The sequence below is a fragment of the Sediminibacterium sp. C3 genome, assembly GCF_000508085.1.
Classification (GTDB): Bacteria; Bacteroidota; Bacteroidia; order Chitinophagales; family Chitinophagaceae; genus Sediminibacterium.
On record NZ_KI669560.1, the window covers coordinates 2,087,162 to 2,104,359 of the forward strand.

The following is a 17,198-nucleotide window of genomic DNA, read 5'->3' on the forward strand; positions in this document are numbered from 1 at the left end:
CTGTAAACTGGTTTACTGCGGGTAATTGACCTTTTTTTATTAGTCATAACCACATTGTAAACGAAATGATAAAAATGTAGAAACCAGCGCATGATAACTGCACTGAAATAAGAGAAAATTAAGCAGTTAGTTTGGGAGGCTGCCAGATAGAATAGGAAACTTCTGAATTAAAATTTTCATCATCAAGGGGGTCCTTTTCAGATCGAAAAATAATTTTTACGAACTGTACCTTACTCAGAGGATGATAAAAGGCTGTAGCTGCACAGCATGAACAGGTGCAAAAAGGCGTGCACGCTTCTTTCGAATGATTATGTGCCTGGTGATTGGCGGAAGCTGAAATTTTTGATTCTGATTTTGCATTGCATTCCGTGCTGTCGCTACACGCAAGGCATGACAGGTAGAGCAGGGAAAAGCCTAAAAAGAAAATAAAAATTTCATTGAAGCAAAAATAGCAGGATATATTGCAATTTTCAGTAGAAATAGACTCCTAAAATGGCAATATGGTTGCAAAAGATGGAAGATCAGGCTATTTTTTCCGATTTCGCAACCCGTTTTCTGCCCCATTTTGAACTGACAAAGAATAATGCAAACCCACTTATCACAGTGATCAATCCAAAAATGGAAAATATTCGAAGCAGCCAGTTACCGATATGATCCCTACTTTCATAATCCATCGTGTGCATCATCCACAGAAAATCAAATATTCTCCATTTATTATTCCTGAATTTTTGAATAGTTCCTAATTCACTGGCAACGTAAACAGTCGTTTTTGATGGATGTTCAAAGGTAATGGCATAGGCAGGCAGAGGGCTTTCCCGATATTCATGATGACCACTTGTGCCAGTTAAGTATTCAACTGATTTTACTTCGGGTTCTCCATTAAATCTCATTTTAGCTACATTAACCGCTTCTTCTTTTGTCAATGGTCCACGAATCCGACCTGTTTCTGCATCGGCAAGATGATTCATTACCTGCGTCCCATGTTCATCATTAGTTTCATTCTGAATGGTACTTATACAACGAACCTGGTAAAAAGGCTTGCCCAAAATTTCAATCAATTGAATGGAGACAACTGAATCAATACGATGAATCATTTTTATTGTATCCAGCGCTACTGTAGGACTGACCAGAGAAATATCAGAAGAGAGAAGCGTTGCATTTTTCTTTTGAATGTCACCATGCACTTCATCCATATTGCTCCAACTGAAATATAGGCCACCAATTGTCCATAATAAAAACTGAATGCCTAAAATAACACCGAGCCAGCGGTGTATTTTTCGTATGTAGTAGTGTTTACTTTTTGCCATAAACAATATAGGTTGTTGATTTATTTTATTTTTAAAAGACTTGCATTAATAGCCACCACAACCGTACTCACACTCATTAAAACGGCACCAGCAGCAGGGCTTAACAGGATTCCCTGTAGAGTACCCCCGCCGCCAATGGCAAGGCTACTATATTATAACCCGTAGCCCAAATCAAATTTTGAATCATTTTTCTATAAGTGGCCTTGCCAAACCGAATTAATGAAACAACGTCTTGCGGATTGCTATTGACCAATACAATCCCAGCTGTTTCCGCTGCAATATCAGAACCAGATCCAACCGCAATACCGATATTAGCCTGTGCTAAGGCAGGGGCATCATTGATACCGTCTCCTGTCATCGCAACAAACTCTCCTTCTTCCTGTAATTCCTTAATTTTTTCTAGTTTCTGATGTGGTAACACCTCAGCAAAGAAAAAATTCATACCTAATTTACGGGCAACTGTTTCAGCCACTCTTCTCAATGTATAAAAAGATCAGCATTCTTGAAAAAGCGGTACTTGATCCTTGGCATTTGGCTGTATTTAAAAAAAGGCTGAATGCATTTAAACCCCTTGGTAATACGGAAAGAAGATTAAAGGTGGTTGCCCGGAAATTTTATTCGCTTTACCAAGAGTTTCCAAACAGAAGTTTTCACGAAAATATTCATTGTGAACACCTGAAAGAAGGTGAAGGTGAACGAGGATATCCTGATCATTATTTTAGCTTTTTCTGGGACGACCATTGCTGGATCCACGACCACCTGATGGAATACGTGAACTGTGATTTGCAGGAACTCTTAGAATTTGAAGTACCGGTATCAGTACAATATTTTGACAGGAAGCAAACTTCGGTTACGCACGCATTTCCATTTGAGAACAAATTGCTCACCCTGATGGACGAACTCTGCGCCGTCTTATATCGTTTTAATTATGAAAAACATCACGACTGATTTTACAAACATGCACCATCCTTACAAGGGACTGGTAGTTTACCGATCGGTAGAAGAAGCACCGGATTATTATGTGGAAGCCTATGACTTCAACGATGCTGGGAAGATGGTCAACCCACATCCACTGTCCTTGCAAGAAAGCCAGCAACTGGCGGCCACCTTACAGACTTCCTCAGAATTATCGGATAGTTACCTGCAATGCCGTGAGTTAATGCCAGCTAAACTCTTGTACACGCGTCAGGGTTCCAACGCATTTGCAATCTGGTACACGCCTGCCATAACGCATTTTTTAGCATTTACACCGGACTTAAAAATACCGGATGGCAAATACCCGGTACCTCCGATGTTATGGAAAGCATCCCGTACCAGTGTAACTGTGTTTGCACTTGCGAAAAATGAAACGCCGACCTTGAAAACTACGCTTTTTAAGGCTCCATTTTTCAATGTACATGACGATGGTAATGTCTGTATGGGAACGGTGGATATCGATATTGACCGACATACCCACTTGGAAGCATTTATGAGCAAATGGGAAGAGTATTTTTTCAATTCCAGGTTCTCCCATGTTCTGGGTGGTAAAAGCCCGGTAAAAGGTAACATCATTCAGCTCTGGCAATCCCTGAAAGATTCGCGCAGGAAATTTCCTGTTAGTTGTCTTCTAAAACATTCAATCACCCTTAAAAAACTGATCGCATGATTACTCAAAAACCTGTCGTGCATTTTACGGACAACTACCTGCTGAACCCCACTAATCCAGTAACGGTAAATCTTATTGGCGCGGGTGGAACCGGAAGCCAGGTATTGACCGCACTAGCGCGGATGAGTCATTCACTGATCGCACTTGGTCACCCCGGTTTATTCGTACGGTTATTCGATGATGATGTAGTAACAAAAGCCAACCTCGGCAGGCAGCTATTTTCTAAGGCTGAATTGGGGATGCACAAGTCCGCAGCTTTGATTGCGAGAGTCAACCGGTTCTTTGGGAGCAACTGGAAAAGTGTAGCCTCCAAATATGATTGGCTACCCAATCCGAAAGAGGAATTGTTTGCCAACATCACCATTTCCTGTGTCGATACAGTGAAGGCAAGGTTTACAATTGCCACTGTATTATCTAAACTGGAAAGGCAGAACAACGGCCCATATAAGCTCATTTACTGGATGGATTTTGGCAATGCGCAACAGACAGGTCAGGTTATTTTTTCTACTGTATATCCGGTAAAGCAACCCGCTTCACAGATGTACGAAACAGTAGGCTCTTTGCCTACTGTAACCAAACTTTACCGCAGACAATTGAAGGACGTGCAAGAAGATGATCAGCCCAGTTGTTCGATGAGCGAAGCACTTACCAAGCAGGATCTGTTTATCAACACCTCTATAAGTGCTTTGGGTTCATCTCTTCTGTGGAATTTATTCAGGGAAGGAATGACATTTTACCGTGGCTTTTTTTTGAATTTAAAACAGTTCTCTTCTAACCCAATTCCCATCACTACCTCCAAAACCTAAACCATGCAAACCCTATTATTCATGACCATGGAAGTCGATCCGAATGACCCGCCACAAGATGGGCCATTTTATGTCATAGAATGGTTCCACGAACCGCAATTTGTTGTGGATGAAAAGGGTAATATAAAGTCCTTTGTTACCTACCTTGAAGCAATCGCAGAAGCAAGAGATTGCCAGAATGGCTATTTGCTTGCTTTTTAGATGCTATAAGTTGTATTTAGCTTCGCAATCGCCGATCTTTATTTATACTCACTTGCCTAATATAAAGGCAAGCTACGCAGGACATTTCTGCCCTTTCTAATTTTACATAGTAATTCCGACAGACCCTGAAAAAAGGTCGCTGGGTGTTTCCGCATGGTAGCCGACTTATCGCCGGCTGCAAGATGTACAAACGTAATACGTTTGGGATCATTTGACACTCACTCGGAACTCGTTCGTGTTGTGATTGACTGAAAACAAAAGTGATGGACAAGGAAAAACGAATGATTCGAAACAAGATCATTACACTTCGTATCAATGAAGATGAGTTTTCAACCCTGGTCAAAAACCGCCAAAAGACCACTGAGAAAACCAACAGTAATTACCTACGCAAACTTGCCCTTCACAAAGCCGTAACTATCAAGACCAGAAACACATCAATGGATGAGCTTTCCGCAGAGTTGATCCTGCTGCGAAAAGAAATCAATCACATTGGCAACAACTTTAACCAGGCTGTTCACAAGCTACACACGCTGGATAAAATCCCTGAATTCCGCGTATGGGTTACTGTTTATGATAAGACAAGACAGGATGTCCAGGCTGTCACAGAGAAGCTATGTAATCAAATTCAAAAATGGTCAGACCAATGGTTGCAAGGATAACATTCCCGGCTTCAATTAGTGAAACACTGAATTACAATGAACACAAAGTTCAAAAAGGGGTAGCCATGTGCATTGCAGAAAACAACTTTTTATTGCCGATCACAGCCATGAATTTTTACCACAAACTCGATTGGTTCAATCAAAGGAATAAATTGAATGAACGTGCCACTACAAAAACAATGCATGTGTCTCTGAATTTTTCGCCATCTGAAAATTTTCTAGTCGATAAGTTAAATTCAATCGCACAGGATTATATGGAACGAATCGGATTTGGCGACCAACCCTATCTCGTTTACCAGCATAAAGATGCGGGGCATCCTCACCTCCATATTGTCGCAACAACGATCCGGGGAGATGGTACACGGATCAATACCCACAACATAGGCCGGAATCAATCGGAAATGGCGCGCAAACTGGTAGAGGAAAAACATGGACTCATAAAGGCGGGGACAACGTCAAATGAACTGGCCTTAGCTTCTCGCATTCAAAATAGGTTAGAATATGGCAAATCAGAAACCAAACGAAGTATTGCCAATGTGCTGAAGCAGACCATCAATCTTTATAATTATGTTTCGCTGGCGCAGTTCAACGCGATATTGTCCGCGTTCGGTGTAAAAGCAGATCGTGGCAAGGAAGAGAGCTTTACGCACCGAAAAAATGGCCTTCTATACCGGATGATCGATAAAGAAGGTCAAGCCATCGGAATACCCATAAAAGCCAGCTCCATTGCAGGCAAACCAACCCTCGCCTATCTGGAGAATCGTTTTACCCTCAATAAAACCAATCGGGATGTTTTAAAACTGCAGCTCAAAAACAGCCTTGACCATTGCCTGATGCAGAGACCTACATCCCTTGACAAAATGACCCAATTCCTAAGCGACCAACCCATCCAAACAGTTCTGCGACAAAATGCAGAAGGAAGAATTTATGGTATCACATTTGTCGACCATAAAAACAGAAGCGTTTTCAATGGATCAGAATTAGGCAAAGAATACAGTATAGCAGGATTGGCCAAAAAACTGAAAACAGCAAAACAAAAAGTCATAAAGTTGATCCATGCTGAACAAAAAAATGCAGAGAAAAACGCGCAACAAATCGAAGGCCTGGTCAATGACCTACTTCAGACGGAACCTGGAACTCAGCATATACCCTTCCACCTAAAGAAAAAGAAACGAAAAAAACAAAGAGGCATATAAGTAAATCTATTGAGCAATGGGAACAGGTGAGAATGAACAGGGTTTGCGAAAAATAGTGGACTTAAGCAGGTGGCTTTCCGTTGGCCTTTTGCTGCTACATTTTTACTATAGTTGTTATGCTGCCTTTGCAGATTATGGTCTGCGTTCTTCTTTATCAGACCGCATGTTACAGTCCATCGCTAAAACAGGGGTGTTCGAAAGTACCCTGAAAATCAAGTCTCTTATTTTAGTTCTCTTAATCATTTCCTTTCTGGGAGCAAAAGGTAAAAAAGACCAGGAGTACAAATTAAGTGCAGTGATCAGTTGGATCATCTGTGGAATACTATTATTCTTTCTCAGCAGCTTTCTTCTTGCATCAGATTTGAATATGGCTACTACTGCCTCCTCTTACATCCTTGCCTGTAGTACGGGATTTGGATTACTGGTTTTTACTGGTGCCCGGTTGAGCCGCTTGATCTTTGACAATTTAAAGCAGGATATTTTCAATGAAGAAAATGAAACATTCCCGCAGGAAGAAGTTCCGCATGTCAATGAATACTCGATCAACTTCGCTGCACAATACCGGTTAAAAATAAAGTTCGTAAATCCACGATATCCTTCCCCAATCTTTTCCGTGGACTTTTGGTAACAGGCAGTCCGGGTGCAGGTAAATCATGGTTTGTGATCCTTCCCATGATTCGCCAGTTGATCTCGAAAGGCTACACCATGTTCATTTACGACTTTAAATATGATGACTTGTCAAAAGCTGCCTATAATTGGTTGTTACAAAACACCTCCGCGTATAAAACGCCGCCTGCATTCTATGCCATCAATTTTGACAACCTCGCCTGCTCGCACAGATGCAATCCGCTGGACCCAGATTCCATGTTTGACATCACCGATGCCACTGAATCAGCCAGAACAATCTTACTGGGTCTTAATACCCAGTGGATTAAAAAACAGGGAGATTTCTTTGTAGAGTCTCCGATCAACTTCGTAACAGCCATTATCTGGTTTTTAAGAAAGTATGAAGACGGGGTATACTGTACCCTACCCCATGTGATTGAACTGATGCAGGTAGAATATGATACATTGTTCCCGGTTCTAAATTCAGAACCGGAAATTGAAGTATTTGTAAACCCTTTTATTACGGCATTCCAAAACGATGCAATGGAACAATTAGAAGGACAGGTAGCTTCCGCCAAAATCGGAATGGCCAGACTGGCATCCCCCCAACTTTATTGGGTACTTTCAGGTAACGACTTCACACTCGACATCAATTCGCCCTGGCAACCAAAAATTGTCTGTGTGGGCAACAACCCCGACAAGCGTTCCATATATGGGGCCGTCCTCTCCCTCTACGCCTCCCGCCTGATTAAGATCGTAAACAGAAAGGATAAGCTCAAAAGTGCCTTGGTTTTTGACGAGTTCCCAACCATCTTTTTCAACGATATTGATGGGCATATCGCAACTGCCAGAAGCAACAAAGTAGCCACCATACTTGCCGCTCAGGATTTTTCACAGCTAAAAAAGGATTATGGAAAGAATCAGGCAGATGTAATCACGAATATTTGCGGAAATATTATTTCGGGTCAGGTAACAGGAGAAACCGCCCGATTGCTATCAGAAAGGTTCGGTAAGATTGTACAGTTGCGACAGAGTATGAGTATCAATAGTAATGATACCAGTATTAGCAAATCTTGGCAGATGGACAATGCCGTACCCGCCTCAAAAATTGCCGCTCTCTCCTCCGGGGAATTTGTTGGCATGGTGGCGGATAATCCTGATGATAAGATTAAGCTAAAAATGTTTCACGCAGAAATCCTGCAGGATACCGAGTCAATAAACAGGGAGATGAGAGACTTCAAGGAAATCCCACCTGTTTATAGTATTTCACAACAGGATATTCTGGATAATTTCTACCAGATCAAACTTGATATCAGGCGATTAATTGAAAATGTTGTTGCGAAACTTGAAAATGAGTCTAAAACTGGTTAAAACATAGCCGGGAGTAGATACTTTGGAGATACATTTTCCTTGTCAAACCCCCCTCCGGTTGGTAAGGGGGTATTGCCAAGTAAAATACAAGGATTAGACACAGTTCTAGTCTGCCTATAATTGTATCCTGTTTATCTTGGCGCAGCACCCAAAGCTGCTCACTAAAAGAGAAAATGAGGATTGCTCTTGTAAATCAAACACCTTTTCTGTTCTGTATCGCACATAAAATGGGATCATTTTCGGGCCGAGTCTTGTCATGTTGCGTACAGATACCAGCTAAAAGCATAATATCTGAAACAAATTGGTTCGAAAATTCCCAACCTCTGGTCACGAAAGCCCCTCGGTTTCTGTGGGGCTTTTTTATTATATTGCCCTATGAATGTTCAAATGGAAGAAGGCTGGAAAGAATTGCTCTCCAAAGAGTTTGAAAAACCATTCTTTCAGAAGTTAGCGCTTCATTTACGAACCGAGAAAGCCACCAAAGCGGTTATTTATCCTCCGGGGCCTCTTATTTTCAATGCATTTAACAGCACTCCCTTTCAATCGCTTAAAGTGGTTATTCTTGGGCAGGATCCCTATCATGGGCCAGGACAGGCACATGGATTGAGCTTTTCTGTACCTGATGGAATAAAACCACCGCCTTCTTTGGTGAATATCTACAAAGAACTACAGCAGGATATCGGAATGCCCATGCCAACAACTGGGAATCTTAGTTCCTGGGCAAAACAAGGGGTTTTGCTCTTAAATGCTGTTTTAACAGTAAGGGCCAATGAACCGGCCAGCCATGCAAAAATTGGCTGGATGGATTTCACAGATGCGGTGATTCGTAAAATTTCAGCCGAGAAACAGGGCGTGGTTTTTTTGCTCTGGGGTAAATTTGCACAGGAAAAGCAAGCATTGATAGATGAAACAAAAAACTATGTATTGAAAGCGGCACACCCCTCTCCTTTTAGTGCAGATAAAGGTTTCTTTGGATGTAAACATTTTAGTAAGACCAATGAATTGCTGGTACAGCAGGGACTGGATCCCATTGACTGGCGATTGCCTTAATATGATACCATGAGAATACTTAAATCGATATATGGAAGAATCTGGGCCTTTTGGGGGCTAACAACTTTTGTGGTTACCTTTCTAATCATTATCATACCATCCCTGCTAACGGCTTTAATTCCTGACCCCAAAGGCATGGGCTATTTCATTAAACTGGCTAAGCTTTGGATGAATACCTGGTTGTTTTTAATTGGATGTCCTGTTACAGTAAGAGGTAAACATTATTTTAAAAAAGGACAGCCTTATATTGTAACCTGCAATCACAATTCGCTGCTGGATATACCTTTATCATCCCCTTTTATTCCCGGCCCTAATCAAACTATCGCCAAAAAAGAATTTACCCAAATACCCATATTTGGATGGTACTATGAACGTGGTTCTGTAATAGTTGATCGAAAAAGCGATGCTAGCAGAAGAAAAAGCTACGAACTAATGAAAGCTGCACTGAAGAAGGGATTCCATATGTGTATTTATCCGGAAGGAACCCGCAACAGAACTCAGGAACCGCTGAAACGCTTCTATGATGGAGCTTTTAAATTGGCAGCTGAATCCGGCTACCCTATAATCCCTGCTGTAATATTAAATACGAAAAAAGCATTACCGGCAAACCGTTTCTTTTATCTGATGCCTCATAAACTTGGTTTACATTTTCTGCAGCCCATAGAGGTTGCCAATCGTTCTGCAGAAGAGCTAAAAGAAGAGACCTTTAATACGATGGCAGCCTATTATGTGAAGCACCAGGATTAAAATTGAGAATCATTAACCTAACACAAAACCATTTATAAAATTTATTCTAAGTTGTTTGTTTCATTACAAACTTGAAAAAGTGCGGCTTCTGTTGATTCTTAAATCTCTTAGAATGCCTGATTTAGGACTAACCGTAATATTGAATGATCTAAAAAGCCCAACAGGCGTAACGTTAATGGAAAGTTGCCAGCAGTGCATTTCACGGGTGATAAAAGCACTCAACTGCTGAAGATTCCCTCGGGTAATATCATAGAAGCCTGTAGCACCCACTTTCCATTTATCTGTTAGACTGAAGTCACCATTAAAGTTGAATGTTGAAAAAGTTTGTGTTATAAACCCACTATAGTCTGGTTTAAGCACCCTAGTAAAGTTAAAAGAGTAAGCAATGGATAAATTCCAGGGAATATTAAAGTCTGTAAACTCTGCAGGATTGGCGCGCGCAAATTGTAACTGACGTTGTTGCTCATCCGGTGTCATAAAAGGATCAATGGGTAAATCTTTTTTCTCGTCTTTACCATCTTTTGATTTGCTTCTGAAAGAAGTAGAAACGGCAATATTACCACTGGTAATTCTACCGAATTTAAATTTGGATGGATCCCATAATATGCGTTTTTGTCTGAATCCCCTGTTGTCTACATCGTAAGGATCCAGATTGGCGCTGGCGGTTATATTTACTTTTTCAAATAAGGTACTTCTGGCATAAAAATTAAAATTGCCCAGCTGAAAACTATCGGCTAGTAAATTGTAATTAGAATTAAATCCGAATCCATCAATCAATTTTACTTTCTTGCCTGCTTTATCGGAACTGTCCTGTTTGTTTTTGGTTTTCATTTCCAATAGGTTGTCAATTCCAAATCCAATACCACCAAATGAACCTTCTCCAAATGCACCCAATATTCCTCCATCAAACTGAGATACCCTGATGGTTCTGTTACTGGTGTCAACTTTTAAATTGTAATAGTATTTAGCATTCATATCAGGCTGATAATTAATTGACAAAGTAGGCCTGATTTCGTGTCTGATGGCAATAATATTACTGGTTGGTTTGAATTTATAGGTACCAAAAATCCTTGTATTGGCTGCCAATCCAAAACTCATTTGCCTGGCCGCATAAAATCCTCTTTGAATAACAGTATCAACCTTATTAGTGGTATTGTTCCAGGATCTGAAATTACGCTGACCATACCATCTTTCTGAATAAGAAACACTTGGTGCAATGGTAATGGGCCCCAGGGAAGGTAAAGAGAGTGTAATAGGAATACTATGCTGGGCACCATATTGCAAAGTGTCGAGTATTCTTCTTAAACTAAATGCGGTATCATAAAAAGAAATCTGGTTTTGAAAGTTCCCACTGTAACCAATACCAATTTTTTCATACCATTTGCCTGCACCTACCTGATCTTTTTTCTGGAAGGGATAGAAAGTAACTACGTTAAAATTGACCGTTGGCAGATTCATATTTACCAAACGGAGATTATTATTCTGGTTATGATTCAAGTTTACAGATAGGTTGTATTTTCCTTTCCAGTCCTTACTATAACTGATAGAGGAACTTAATTGGTTTTGGAAGTTTACAAATGGATTATTTAGTATGGTTCTATTAAAACGGCTACTACCAAAATTCACGTTAGCAGAAAAACTAGTTCCTGGTCTGGCCCTGGAATCTCTACTATGAGACCAATTAATCATGAAAGAACGGGTAGTATTGAATTCGTCTTTGCTTAAAGTGCTTCTGTTTAGTGTTTTGGTATTCTGAATAGTAATATTCAGATTCCCCGTATAAGCATAACGCTTAATGTACTTCGAATTAATATTTAAGTTCCAGCCTCCAAATGAGTATAAATTAGAACGTAAAGTGACATCCATTTTCTCGCTCAATACAAAATAATAACCCAGCCCTTCCAGTCCTAACCCAAAATCAGGACTGCCCGTAAATGCAGGCGGTAATAATCCCCCATGCCTTCCCTTATTCAAAGGAAATATTCCAAATGGGATTCCTAATGGCATGGGAACCCCTTCGAACTCAGGAAAAGAAGGACCTGCTATTCCCATTTTATTATTGATGATTTTCATTTTACTGGTTCTGAAATTGTAGTGAGGTACATCCAGATTACAGGTAGTAAAACGGGCTCTTTTAGCGTATACTTCGGTAGTGCTGATTTTTTTTAAGTCTATTGCGTTTACATAAATTTCCCCTTCCTGAAAAAAAGTATTTTTAGTTAAGCCCTTGCCCGATTTCATATTGTAGAAAATGGTATCACTGATCGATTTCATTTCTCCCTGAATGAATTGAGGCTTACTTGCTGGGTTGCCGGTAGAATCCTTGGACCCATATGCCTGCACCATTTGACTTCGCTGGTCGTATTTGATGGTTGCTGCATCTAATTTCAGGTCGGTATAATCCACTTTTGCCTTCCCGTATAAAAAGAACTCCCTTGTAGAAATCACCAGAACTCCAGAATCTTCTGCGTTGTATTTAATAGGGGCATCAATAGAATCTTTGGAAATTTTTAACGTATCAGTTTTAATCTTAATGCTGTCTGCTGGATTTTTCTTAGATGCAGTATCCTTAAGGGTTTGAGTGCTTCCCTTCAAATCAGTCTGTGCAACTATTTCAGAGGGTAAATGAAGGAATATCCCTAAAAAAAGGAACAGAACAATAGCCAGCCTCGATTTTACGTTAATTTTACTACTTCTGTTCATGGTGCTGATGACAAAATTAAGGTCTAAAACTGTGTAAATAGAATTTTAAGTCTGATTCCTTAATGAAAATGATATGATTAAGAGATATATTGCTGCTTGGCTCTGCTTACCTTTTTCTTTTATTCTGTTCGCTTCGTTTACAGATAAAAACCCAGGGACTCAGCAAAAACAACCCCTTAGAAGAATTGTAATTGATGCAGGGCACGGAGGTTCCGATGTAGGTGCCAAGGGTAGATATTCAACAGAGAAAGATTTATGTCTTGCCATTTCTTTGAAATTGGAGAAAATGATGCGTCAGGAAATTCCAGACGTAGATATTTTCATGACCAGAACTACTGATGTTTACGACGATGTTGTAAGAAAGGCTGAAATTGCCAATCAGGCAAAGGGTGATTTGTTCCTATGTATACACGTAAACAGTGCCAGACCCATAAAGCAAACAGAATTTGTTGGTTATAAAACCGTAACTGCATACAAAGGCAAGGGCAAAAAGAAAAAGAAATATACCAAGCAGGTGAAGGATTACAGAACCTGGTATATTCCCAACCCAGCTAAAGGAACGGAAACTTTTATCTACAATGTAAACAAGACGAGCGGTAGAATGAAGGCACTCAGCCAAGGTGATGATTTAGCCATGGACAGCGCAACTGAACAAGAAAGGAAACTATTTGAACAAAACGATCCTGCTAAAATGATGCTTTTAAGCATGAAAACGCAAACTTATTTCCAACGCAGTGCCGATTTGGCGCTCACTATTGAAGATGAGTTTAAAAAAGTGGGGCGTATCAGCCGGGAAGCTAAGCAGCGAAATGAGGGTATTTTTGTGCTACATGCGGTAAATATGCCTGCTGTACTAGTTGAAACTGGGTTTATTTCCAACCCTGAAGAAGAAGACTATTTAAACAGTGAAGAAGGCCAAAAAGAAATATGTGAAGTCATCATTAAAGCTGTAAAACGATATAAGTTTTCCCTTGAAAAGCAATTGACAACTTCTACTGGTAACAGGTAATATACAATTAACGGTTGAAGAACCGTAAATTTGTACTAGCCATAAATTATTCTTTTCAATGACGGTATCAAATGAAACCAAGGTTGGAGCACTAACAGCAGTAGCAATTACCTTGCTTATACTAAGCTTTAATTTTCTAAAAGGGAAAACCCTGCTGAAAACAGGCAATTATATATATGCAGTCTATTCAGAAACCAAGGGGATTAAAATCTCTAACCCAGTTTATGTGAAAGGATTTCAGGTAGGTGCTGTAGCTGATATAGAAAATGCAGATCCCAATATTGCTTCCATCATTGTATCCATTAAATTAACCGACCATTATAATATACCCGTTAATTCAGTAGCGGTAATTCGCGAGAATCCGCTTGGGACTCCTAGTATTGATATTCAATTGGGCGATCAAAAAACCTATTTGCAGCAAGGAGATACATTACAAACGGCTGAAGCAAAAGGCATGTTAAGTGGAATCATGGATAAAGTAACGCCAGTTACAGTTCAATTAGAAAAAACGATTCAGACCCTGGATGAGGTATTGAAAAATATCAATACGATTTTTGATCCTAAGACAAAGAATAACATTCAGTCGGTTATCTCCAATGTAAATAAAACAACGGAAAGCTTAGTGGTTTCTTCTGCTTCCTTGCAGCAAATGTTGAATCAACAAACAGGCAGCATTGCTTTGAGTATTAATAACGTGAATAAGTTCACTAAAAATTTGTCTGATAACAATGAAAAAATTTCACAGACTTTAGGAAATGTTGCCAAAGCCTCAGATAATTTAGCCAAAGCAGATCTGGCAGGTTCAATCAATCAATTAAAAGTTGCAGTAGCCAATCTGAATTCAGTAGTAGAGAAAATCAATTCCGATCAGGGTAGTATGGGTAAATTATTGAATGATCCCAGTTTATATAATAACCTGAATAATACCATTAAAAGTGCCAATATTTTGGTGGATGATTTAAGGATGCATCCCAAACGTTATGTGAATATTTCGGTATTTGGGAAAAAGGATAAATCAGGTCCTTTAATGCAACCATTGGCAGATACTCTTAAAGGAAATCAGTAAATGAGAAGCTGGCTAATTCTTCTGGCAAGCATTACTTGTTTGAGCGGCAATCTTTTGGCGCAAAGACTTCCCTCCGACTCACTTGCCCCTGAGGGAAAAAAAATTGATATTTTATCAGCCTTGAAATATAACTATCAGAAATTAGATTCCTTGAATGAGATTGTTTCACTTGTTGGGAAAGTTATTGTGAAGCAAGATAAAGTACTTTTTTATGCCGACAGTGCAGTGTTAAACAGGCAATTAAATATATTGGAAGCATTTGGTAATGTGCATATTAATGATGCTGATAGTATTCATACTTATGCTCAATATTTAAAATACCTGGGCAAAGAAAAAAAAGCCTATTTGCAAAAAAAAGTAAGATTAACAGATGGTGAAGGAACACTTACTACAGAAGAACTGGAATATGATGCTACTGTAAAAATTGGCACTTACTTAAAAGGGGGTAAATTGGTGAATAAGAAATCTACGCTAACCAGTACCGAAGGATATTATTACGGGGATACCAAAGATGTGATTTTTAAGAAGAAAGTGGTAATGATTGATCCTGACAATAAAATTAATTCGGATACGCTTCAATACAATACCAGTACTGAAATTGCAACTTTCACCTCTCCTACGATCGTCTATAATGTAAAAGATAAACGAACCATAAAAACCAGAGAAGGTTTTTATGATATGAAAAATAAAAAAGCAGAACTCTACAAGAGATCTGTTATTGATGATAGTAGTGCCATTTTTACAGCAGATGATATGGCTTTTGATGATTCAACTGGCTTGGGTGAATTTAGGGGTAATGCAGTGTATAAAAGCAAGGATACTGCTCAAGGTTTCGATATGATTGCCAATAATATCCGAACCAATAAAAAGACAAATTCAATGGTAGCTACCCAAAAACCGTTGTTGCTGATTAAACAAGGAGCAGATACTATTTATATTGCAGCAGATACACTTTATTCAGCAAAGCTTTCTGATCTTACCAAGAAACGAATTGTTCCTCAGGTTCGGGATGCTTTTTGGTTAGATTCAATTTCAAAACAGACTAAGCTTATTCCCAAAGACGAAGAAGACAGTGCTGATAAATTCTTTGAAGCCTATTATAATGTAAAAATATTTTCGGATTCCCTTCAGGCCACTGGAGATAGTCTATTCTATTCATTAAAGGATAGTGTATTCCGATTGTTCAAGAAACCAATTGTTTGGGCGCAGGAAAATCAGATTACCGGAGACACTATTTATCTGTTTATCAAAAACAAGAAACCAGAGCGATTGTATGTTTTTGAGAATAGTATGGCAATCAATAAAGTAGACAGTGCTGATTATTATAACCAATTAAGAGGTACTACTATCAATGCTAATTTTGTGGATGGAAAAATTAATGAAATGAGGGCAAAAGGGAATGCAGAGAATGTATATTATGCATTGGACGAAGAAAAGAATTTCATAGGGGTAAATAAATCTTCTGCAGATATAATAGATGTTTTTTTTGAAGATAGTAAACCTCAAAAAGTTGTTTTTCTAAGAAATCTGGAGGGAACTACTTATCCAATGCGCGGTACCAATCATGAGGAATTAAAAATCAGAGGATTTAAATGGAATGAAAACCTAAGACCGAAATCTAAATTTGACTTGCTTATTTTTAAATAAAATGTATGGCTGCCAGAAAAATTGTTAGGAAAGTAATTATTGAACCTTTAAAAGTATTTATTCACGATAGCCGATCTATTGGTATTAGTTTATTAGTGGCTACCCTACTTTCGTTAGTTCTTTCCAATATACCTGTAATTTCAGAAGCATATACCCGATTCTTTCAACTAAGTATTGACGGTACTCAAGCACATGCTTTTGAGTGGGGATTCTTGCATTTGCCCAATTCAATAATAGTAGTCATCAATGATTTGTTGATGGCGGCGTTTTTCTTTTTGGCAGGAATGGAGATCAAGAGAGAGCTGGTAAGCGGAGAGTTAGCTTCTTTTAAGCAGTCTATATTACCCGTTGCAGCAGCCATTGGTGGAATGATTGTTCCTGCAATCATTTACACGCAATTCGCAAGGGGAACAAACTATACAAGTGGATGGGCCATTCCAATGGCCACAGATATTGCTTTTACACTTGGAATTGCTTCCTTGCTGGGTAATCGTGTCCCGGTTGCATTAAAAGTATTTATAACTGCACTGGCCATCATTGATGATTTGGGTGCAATTGTGGTAATTGCTCTTTTTTATGGCAGTCAATTAAAACTTTTTTACCTGTTGCTGAGTGCACTCATCATGTTGGTTTTATTATCCCTTCAGAAAAATAAGGTTAAACTAGGCTGGTATACCTGGGTACTGGGAATTGCCTTATGGTATACAATGTTTAATTCTGGTATACACGCAACTGTTGCGGGCGTATTATTTGCCTTTACCATTCCTGTAAGCAAGCTGCCGGAATTGGAGATTAAATTTCATACGCCAGTATATTTTATTATAATGCCTCTTTTTGCACTTGCCAATACAGCAATCATATTTCCTGAATCTGGGATTGGAGCACTTAACAATGCTTTTTCAGCAGGAATAATGGCTGGTTTATTCATCGGAAAGCCTTTGGGAATCTGTCTGGCTTCTTATTGGATGATAAAAAGAAAATGGGCTCAATTGCCCAATCAGACCAATTGGCATCAGATGATTGGTGCAGGTATTTTAGCTGGGATTGGATTTACCATGAGTATATTTATCTCAATGCTTGCTTTTTCTGAAACAGCTACACAGGATATTGCCAAATTAGCCGTTCTGGTAACTTCTGTATTTTCGATGATAGTTGGTTATGCATGGATAGCGATGAGAAAATAAT

At 39.3% G+C, this 17,198-nt stretch carries 18 protein-coding genes; 14 read left to right on the forward strand and 4 right to left on the reverse strand.

The window, feature by feature from the left end; translation table 11 throughout:
- Positions 1–118: 118 nt before the first annotated feature.
- The 3 genes from F777_RS18605 to F777_RS0109710 form a co-directional block, all read right to left on the reverse strand.
- Positions 119–481: a DUF6660 family protein gene (locus tag F777_RS18605; protein ID WP_369792001.1), complete on the reverse strand. Its 363-nt coding sequence runs from the start codon at positions 479–481 to the stop codon at positions 119–121.
- Positions 482–521: 40 nt separating this feature from the next.
- Positions 522–1,307 (reverse strand): hypothetical protein, encoded by a 786-nt coding sequence (locus tag F777_RS0109705; protein ID WP_026751866.1) that lies wholly within the window; start codon positions 1,305–1,307, stop codon positions 522–524.
- A 100-nt stretch (positions 1,308–1,407) separates the two neighbouring features.
- Complete coding sequence (locus F777_RS0109710; RefSeq protein ID WP_235785923.1) at positions 1,408–1,779, reverse strand: HAD-IC family P-type ATPase; 372 nt, start codon at positions 1,777–1,779, stop codon at positions 1,408–1,410.
- An 8-nt stretch (positions 1,780–1,787) separates the two neighbouring features.
- Between F777_RS0109710 and F777_RS0109715 the strand changes: the two genes are divergently transcribed.
- The 10 genes from F777_RS0109715 to F777_RS0109755 all read left to right on the forward strand — a co-directional run bounded on the left by F777_RS0109715 (position 1,788) and on the right by F777_RS0109755 (position 9,588).
- Positions 1,788–2,255 (forward strand): hypothetical protein, encoded by a 468-nt coding sequence (locus tag F777_RS0109715; RefSeq protein WP_026751868.1) that lies wholly within the window; start codon positions 1,788–1,790, stop codon positions 2,253–2,255.
- A 10-nt stretch (positions 2,256–2,265) separates the two neighbouring features.
- Positions 2,266–2,952, forward strand: coding sequence for a PRTRC system protein B (locus F777_RS0109720; protein ID WP_201767597.1), 687 nt, complete (start codon positions 2,266–2,268; stop codon positions 2,950–2,952).
- A gap of 17 nt (positions 2,953–2,969) precedes the next feature.
- Entirely contained in the window at positions 2,970–3,758 is a 789-nt protein-coding gene (locus F777_RS0109725; RefSeq protein WP_235785924.1) for a PRTRC system ThiF family protein, read from the forward strand.
- 3 nt (positions 3,759–3,761) lie between these two features.
- Positions 3,762–3,959 (forward strand): hypothetical protein, encoded by a 198-nt coding sequence (locus tag F777_RS0109730; protein ID WP_152530904.1) that lies wholly within the window; start codon positions 3,762–3,764, stop codon positions 3,957–3,959.
- A 263-nt stretch (positions 3,960–4,222) separates the two neighbouring features.
- The gene (locus F777_RS0109735; protein ID WP_026751872.1) at positions 4,223–4,618 is read left to right on the forward strand and encodes a plasmid mobilization protein; all 396 of its coding nucleotides are present in this window, start codon (positions 4,223–4,225) and stop codon (positions 4,616–4,618) included.
- Complete coding sequence (locus F777_RS0109740; protein WP_026751873.1) at positions 4,603–5,814, forward strand: relaxase/mobilization nuclease domain-containing protein; 1,212 nt, start codon at positions 4,603–4,605, stop codon at positions 5,812–5,814. Before F777_RS0109735 ends, F777_RS0109740 begins: the two co-directional genes overlap by 16 nt.
- Positions 5,815–5,830: 16 nt before the next feature.
- Positions 5,831–6,442 carry a YWFCY domain-containing protein gene (locus tag F777_RS18385; protein ID WP_235785925.1) on the forward strand — a complete coding sequence of 204 codons (612 nt, stop codon included), beginning with the start codon at positions 5,831–5,833 and terminating at the stop codon, positions 6,440–6,442.
- A gap of 32 nt (positions 6,443–6,474) precedes the next feature.
- A complete protein-coding gene (locus F777_RS16385; protein WP_235785926.1) occupies positions 6,475–7,791 on the forward strand; it encodes a type IV secretory system conjugative DNA transfer family protein in 1,317 nt (438 codons plus the stop codon).
- Between the two features lie 375 nt (positions 7,792–8,166).
- Positions 8,167–8,841 carry a uracil-DNA glycosylase gene (gene ung / locus F777_RS0109750; RefSeq protein WP_026751874.1) on the forward strand — a complete coding sequence of 225 codons (675 nt, stop codon included), beginning with the start codon at positions 8,167–8,169 and terminating at the stop codon, positions 8,839–8,841.
- 9 nt (positions 8,842–8,850) lie between these two features.
- Complete coding sequence (locus F777_RS0109755; RefSeq protein WP_026751875.1) at positions 8,851–9,588, forward strand: 1-acyl-sn-glycerol-3-phosphate acyltransferase; 738 nt, start codon at positions 8,851–8,853, stop codon at positions 9,586–9,588.
- A 63-nt stretch (positions 9,589–9,651) separates the two neighbouring features.
- Here F777_RS0109755 and F777_RS0109760 read toward each other — a convergent pair whose 3' ends face one another.
- The gene (locus tag F777_RS0109760) at positions 9,652–12,291 is read right to left on the reverse strand and encodes a putative LPS assembly protein LptD (RefSeq protein WP_026751876.1); all 2,640 of its coding nucleotides are present in this window, start codon (positions 12,289–12,291) and stop codon (positions 9,652–9,654) included.
- Between the two features lie 73 nt (positions 12,292–12,364).
- Between F777_RS0109760 and F777_RS16390 the strand changes: the two genes are divergently transcribed.
- Genes F777_RS16390 through nhaA form a run of 4 tightly spaced genes read left to right on the forward strand, consistent with a single transcriptional unit; the run spans position 12,365 to position 17,197 of the window.
- Positions 12,365–13,300, forward strand: a complete 936-nt coding sequence (locus F777_RS16390; protein WP_051408544.1) for an N-acetylmuramoyl-L-alanine amidase family protein — start codon at positions 12,365–12,367, stop codon at positions 13,298–13,300.
- A gap of 58 nt (positions 13,301–13,358) precedes the next feature.
- On the forward strand, positions 13,359–14,366 hold the full coding sequence (locus F777_RS0109770; RefSeq protein WP_026751877.1) for an MlaD family protein: 1,008 nt from the start codon (positions 13,359–13,361) through the stop codon (positions 14,364–14,366).
- Positions 14,367–16,013 carry an OstA-like protein gene (locus F777_RS0109775; RefSeq protein WP_026751878.1) on the forward strand — a complete coding sequence of 549 codons (1,647 nt, stop codon included), beginning with the start codon at positions 14,367–14,369 and terminating at the stop codon, positions 16,011–16,013. It abuts the gene before it with no gap.
- A gap of 5 nt (positions 16,014–16,018) precedes the next feature.
- On the forward strand, positions 16,019–17,197 hold the full coding sequence (nhaA, locus tag F777_RS0109780; protein WP_037369351.1) for a Na+/H+ antiporter NhaA: 1,179 nt from the start codon (positions 16,019–16,021) through the stop codon (positions 17,195–17,197).
- The last annotated feature ends 1 nt before the right edge of the window (position 17,198 follow it).